At 51.0% G+C, this 5,975-nt stretch carries 3 protein-coding genes; all 3 read right to left on the bottom strand.

Translation table 11 applies throughout. From position 1 onward, the window contains the following. Positions 1-506: 506 nt before the first annotated feature. Positions 507-1,403 (bottom strand): IS3 family transposase, encoded by an 897-nt coding sequence (locus AC1DWB_RS30480; protein WP_477544854.1) that lies wholly within the window; start codon positions 1,401-1,403, stop codon positions 507-509. A 35-nt stretch (positions 1,404-1,438) separates the two neighbouring features. Further along, a complete protein-coding gene (locus AC1DWB_RS30475) occupies positions 1,439-1,759 on the bottom strand; it encodes a helix-turn-helix domain-containing protein (protein ID WP_477544853.1) in 321 nt (106 codons plus the stop codon). 86 nt (positions 1,760-1,845) lie between these two features. Then, positions 1,846-5,975, bottom strand: a 4,130-nt coding sequence (locus tag AC1DWB_RS30470; RefSeq protein WP_477544852.1) for an InlB B-repeat-containing protein, incomplete at its 5' end; no start/stop codon positions are given.

Below are 5,975 nucleotides of genomic sequence, written 5' to 3'. Positions count from 1 at the left end.
GCTGCAATAGTGCAGGATTTTCTCCCGCACTGTCCCAAATACTATAGAATCCTGCAAATGCTGCATGATATTATCGACATTATCTCAATTCCGCCCGAACTACAGCTAAAAAGTTGCACTTTCGCAGCAATATGATTCTTTCAGATGCAAACGGATCAAAAATCATGTATTTTAGTATTTTTCAGGATTCGTACGAATCCCTAGATCTTTTCATTAAGACCTGTAGGGACATCCCCCTTACATAAATATTCTAGTTGTTCTCTTACGCCCCTACTAGGCTCTCGGCAGGTGCAGCACAGTCAATAACAGCGCGGGGAATCCGCCTTTCAACTCTCCGCTTCAGCATTATTTGAGACATGCCCCCTATCAAAATTATAGGCAAAAACTTAAAGGCACCCGTGATGGGTGCCTTTCGTAGTTTGTGTAGAGGCGGCTAGGCCCCCTTAATCCGGAGTCATGCCCTACAATTATTATTCGTTCGTAGAATAGCTCGTTTTTTCGAGCTGTTACATCGCTTTATGGAATGCCGACGAGTCCTCCAGTGTCTTGACCCATTCTGAAAACTTCGTTGGAGGCATCCGCTTTAAGCTACCGTGCATCTTGCGGTTGTTGTAGAAGTCCATGTATTGATCAAGCGCCTCATAGACTTCCTCGAAGGTCATGAAGTCTCTAATACTGAACAGATCGCGTTCGAGTAAGCTATGGAACGATTCAATGTAGGCATTCATATTCGGCGTTCGCGGCGGGATACGTTCATGCAGTACGTCTAGGCTCTCACACGTATCCCCGAATAACTTGCTGACGAATTGAGGCCCATTGTCAGTTCGTATCACAGGCATCGCTTCGCCTGGCTCTATGCGACTCTGTAATGCGTACCATAACGCTTGGACAGCATGCTTGGCTTCACATAACGGACCTCTGTACTGTTGAACTGCAACGCGATCAAATACATCAATGATGCTGAGCACGAAAAAGAAACGCTCCTGCCCGATGACGTAGCCGTATTTAATGTCCATTTGCCACAGCTGGTTGGATCCGGTAATTACCCGATTTTTCGGTAGTCTGCGTGGATGCGACTGGACTCGCTTACGCGGTTTTTGGAGAATACCTAGCTCACTGCACAGGCGATACGACTTCTTTTTGTTCAGTTTCACTTTACATCTGTCTCGAATACATTGACCAAGAAGTTTGTAGCCATAGACGTGTTCTTCACCTTCGAGGAGTTCGAGCAGCCACTCCTTCATTTGTTCGTCACTGACTTTCTCACCCGTTACTGTGAGAGAGTATCCAGGCACAGGACGGCCCCTCTGCCCTTCTGTGGGACGGTCCCCTTTCAAGTTGGTCGCCCGCTTTTTGCGATCGTAGTACGTGGATTCGGACAGCCTGAGTATGCGCAGAACCATTGCTGCTGATTCACCCCGCTTAATAAATGGGTCTACTACTTCGAATTTTTCGGATAAGCGGGGGTTTGCTTTTTTAGCAACTCTCTTAGAATCTCAATTTCGAGTTCCTTCTCGCCGAGCACCTTGACGGCCTTTTCGTAGCGTTGTTCCACATCTTGCAGTCGCTGAATCTCTTGCAAATGCTCGTCTGCCATCGGAATATCCTCGGGTGCGATAGAGTCACGGTGATCCCTAATCCACCCCCGTATGGTTTCTGGATGGATGTCGTACATGCGGGATAACACCCCCACCTTAACACCGGCCAACGCTTCCCTAACGAGTTTAAGTCGATCTTCCTCTTTTAGCCTCTTTCCCATACCGATCATCTCCCTTGTCCCTAGTTTAAATTATTGGATGGGAAGACTCCAGTTTAATTAGGGGGCCTAGGAGGAGGTTCAAGATGCTATTGAAGATTTGTACTGTTAATCAAGTTCGCCATGTGTAACATCCTATGAACGATGATGGCCGTTTCTGCCCTTGACATGTCGCGCCCCAGCATCAACTCCGAATTAGACCCTTGGATTAGTTGGCTATTCACGGTCGCGACAACCGCTTGTTGGGCCCATGCTTGAACTGCTGCGCCGTCCACAAACTTGGATAAAGTGGATTCAGTATCCTTGCTGCTGAAGTTCGTATCCAGTCCTACAAGTTTCATTGCCCTATAGATCATAACTATCGCTTCTTCGCGCGTGATTGTATGGGCTGGACGGAACGTTCCATCGTCGTACCCTTCAATCATCCCGTACTCTTGGGCTGCCGCTACCGCGCCGTTGTACCACGTACCGGATTTAACATCCGTGAACGCCTTGGTTGTCATGGTGTTAGCCAAGCCGAGAGCGCGTACGAGGATTGCCGCGAACTCCGAGCGGGTAATGGAAGCGTCTGGATTATAATGACTTTCATCAACACCACCCACAACCATTCTAGCCCCCATGTCGTTCACGACGTCCTTAGCCCAATGTGTCTCGACATCTTCGAATCGGATCGGGTTCCAGATCAGGGAGTAGGTGCTGTTGGTCAGACTACTCACAACGGCAACAACCTTCCCTTCATGAGTCGTAAAACGTGTAGGAACGTGGCGAATCGTTCCATCTGCTTCCATAATCACAGCCGTAGTAATATGGTTAGGGCTCACGCCATCCGGAAGCGAAATTTCCCTTTCTACATACGAGTTAAACTTGCCGACTTCTATCCTCTTGCCGTTATACGTAATCGTTATCGTGAAATCAATGAGTGGTCCAATAACGGTAMATCCCTCTTCATTGGCCGTACGCTTCATAAGCGAAATTTGGGCAGTATCACTCTTCGCAATGTCTATACGGACGACCATATCTGCTGTCGATACCTGCTCTCCGAATTGCTTCGTCAATGAATCGATCATGATCTCCACCATAGGTAGCTTGTAGCTACCACTCCATGTTTGGACAATCAACATACCCTGCGTGTTTTCTATCCCTTTTACAGCGTCCCCGTTCAATATCACAGACACTTTATCCACGTTTTGTGTGACGGAAATGACGATCTCTGGCTTTTCTCCCTCTCTTTCAAGCAGAGCCTTCAATTTATCAGTATCCATATACACAGCCATTACAGCTTGTTCATCTTCCTTCGTGATTGAAACATTCGCAATCAGATCCTTAGCTTGCCCCCCCACAGTCACGCTCAAACCCGTGGGTTTTTCTAATGAATTCCCCGTATCTCCGCCTGGTGAGGTGATGGTTGATTCGTTATCGGAATTGCCTCCTGTCGGACCATCGGTCGAATTGGCAACCCACTTGGCATATAGCCCAACATTGGCCGCACCCATGCTGAACGTTGCTCCCGCCGCGTAAGTCGTACCATTCCCATCTGCTTGTGTGTTCCAGCCTGCGAAGGTGTAACCCGGTCTGGTCAGTCCTCCCGGATTGCCAAGTACAGTCACTGTCATTCCCTGCTCATATGCATTGCTATCCGTCGGCACACTCCCTGTGCCACCATTCATTTTATACGTCACCGTGTAGCTCGGATTCTGTGTCCACACCGCATACAGCTCAACATTGGCCGCTCCCATGTTGAACGTAGCTCCCGCCGCGTAAGTCGTTCCATTTCCATCCGCTTGCGTGTTCCAGCCAACGAAGGTGTAGCCCGGTCTGGTCAGTCCTCCCGAATTGCCAAGTACAGTTACCATCATTCCCTGCTCATATGCATTGCTATCGATCGGTACATTTCCTGTGCCACCGTAAACGCTATACGTCACCGTGTAGSTCGGRTTCTGKGTCCACMYMGCATAYAGCYCRACATTCGCCGTACCCATGCTGAACGTTGCTCCCGCCGYGTAAGTCGTTCCATTTCCATCCGCTTGYGTRTTCCACCCTGCGAAGGTGTARCCCGGTCTGGTCAGGCCTCCCGTATTGCCAAGTACAGTGACAMTCATTCCCTGCTCATATGCATTGCTATCGATCGGTACATTTCCTRTGCCACCGTAAACGCTATACGTCACCGTGTAGGTCGGGTTCTGGGTCCACCTAGCATATAGCCCAACATKSGYCGCACCCATGCTGAACGTTGCTCCCRCCGCGTAAGTCGTTCCGTTYCCATCCGCTTGCGTATTCCAGCCTGCGAAGGTATAGCCCGGTCTGGTCAGCCCTCCCGTATTGCCAAGTACAGTGACACTCATTCCCTGCTCATATGTATTGCTATCGATCGGTACATTTCCTGTGCCACCGTAAACGCTATAGCTCACCGTGTACGTCGGGTTCTGGGTCCACCTAGCATATAACCCAACATGGGTCGCACCCATGCTGAACGTTGCTCCCGCCGCGTATGTCATTCCATTCCCATCCACTTGTGTATTCCACCCTGCGAAGGTGTAGCCCGGTCTCGTCAGGCCTCCCRTATTGCCAAGTACAGTGACACTCATTCCCTGTTCATACGCATTACTATCCGTCGGCACACTCCCTGTGCCACCATTCATCGAGTACGTCACCGTGTAGCTCGGGTTCTGGGTCCACACCGCATACAGCTCAACATTCGCCGCACCCATGCTGAACGTTGCTCCCGCCGCGTAAGTCGTTCCGTTTCCATCCGCTAGCGTATTCCAGCCTGCGAAGGTGTAGCCCGCTCTCGTCAGGCTCCCACTTCCCAGCACGGTTACCGTCATTCCCTGCTCATATGCATTGCCATCCGTCGGCACACTCCCTGTGCCACCATTCATTGAATACGTCACCGTGTAGCTCGGGTTCTGGGTCCACACCGCATACAGCTCAACATTCGCCGTACCCATGCTGAACGTTGCTCCCGCCGCGTAAGTCGTTCCGTTTCTATCCGCTTGTGTATTCCACCCTGCGAAGGTGTAGCCTGATCTCGTCAGGCCCCCACTTCCCAGTACAGTCACCGTCATTCCCTGCTCATACACATTACCATCCGTCGGCACACTTCCTGTGCCACCATTCATTTTATACGTCACCGTGTAGCTCGGATTCTGCGTCCACACCGCATACAGCTCAACATTCGCCGTACTCATGCTGAACGTTGCTCCCGCCGCGTAAGTCGTTCCGTTTCCATCCGCTAGCGTATTCCACCCTGCGAAGGTGTAGCCCGGTCTCGTCAGGCTCCCACTTCCCAGTACGGTTACCGTCATTCCCTGCTCATACACACTGCTATCCGTCGGCACACTTCCTGTGCCGCCATTCATCGAGTACGTTACCGTGTAGCTCGGATTCTGCGTCCACTTCGCATACAGCTCAACATTCGCCGTACCCATGCTGAACGTTGCTCCCGCCGCGTAAGTCGTTCCGTTTCCATCCGCTAGCGTATTCCACCCTGCGAAGGTGTAGCCCGGTCTCGTCWGGCCCCCGCTTCCCAGTACGGTTACCGTCACTCCCTGCTCATACGCATTGCTATCCGTCGGCACACTTCCTGTGCCACCATTCATCGAGTACGTCACCGTGTAGCTCGGATTTTGCGCCCATATCGCATATAACTCGACATTCGCCGTACTCATACTGAACGTTGCTCCCGCCACATAAGTCGTTCCATTCCCATCCGCTTGTGTATTCCAGCCTGTGAAGGTGTAACCCGGTCTGGTCAGGCCCCCCGTATTGCCAAGTACAGTGACACTCATTCCATGCTCATACACACTGCTATCCGTCGGCACACTTCCTGTGCCGCCATTCATTTTATAAGTCACCGTGTACGTCGGATTCTGGGTCCACACCGCATACAGCTCGACATTCGCCGTACTCATGCTGAACGTTGCTCCCGCCGCGTAGGTCGTTCCGTTTCCATCCGCTAGCGTATTCCACCCTGCGAAGGTGTAGCCCGCTCTCGTTAGGCTCCCACTTCCCAGTACGGTCACCAACTCTCCCCGCCAATACGCGTTACTATCTGTCGGTACACTTCCAGTGCCACCATACGTGTTATACGTCACCGTGTAGGTCGGAATCGCTACAGTTCTAATCGTTACTTTATTGTAGACACTTTTCCGGCCATCCTTATCCTTCACAATGACGCTGAAATTGTAGGATTGTCCATCATACAAGCCTGTTACTTGCT

The organism is Paenibacillus sp. P4_E11, from assembly GCF_056401635.1.
This window is presented reverse-complemented; position numbering and strand designations above follow the sequence as displayed.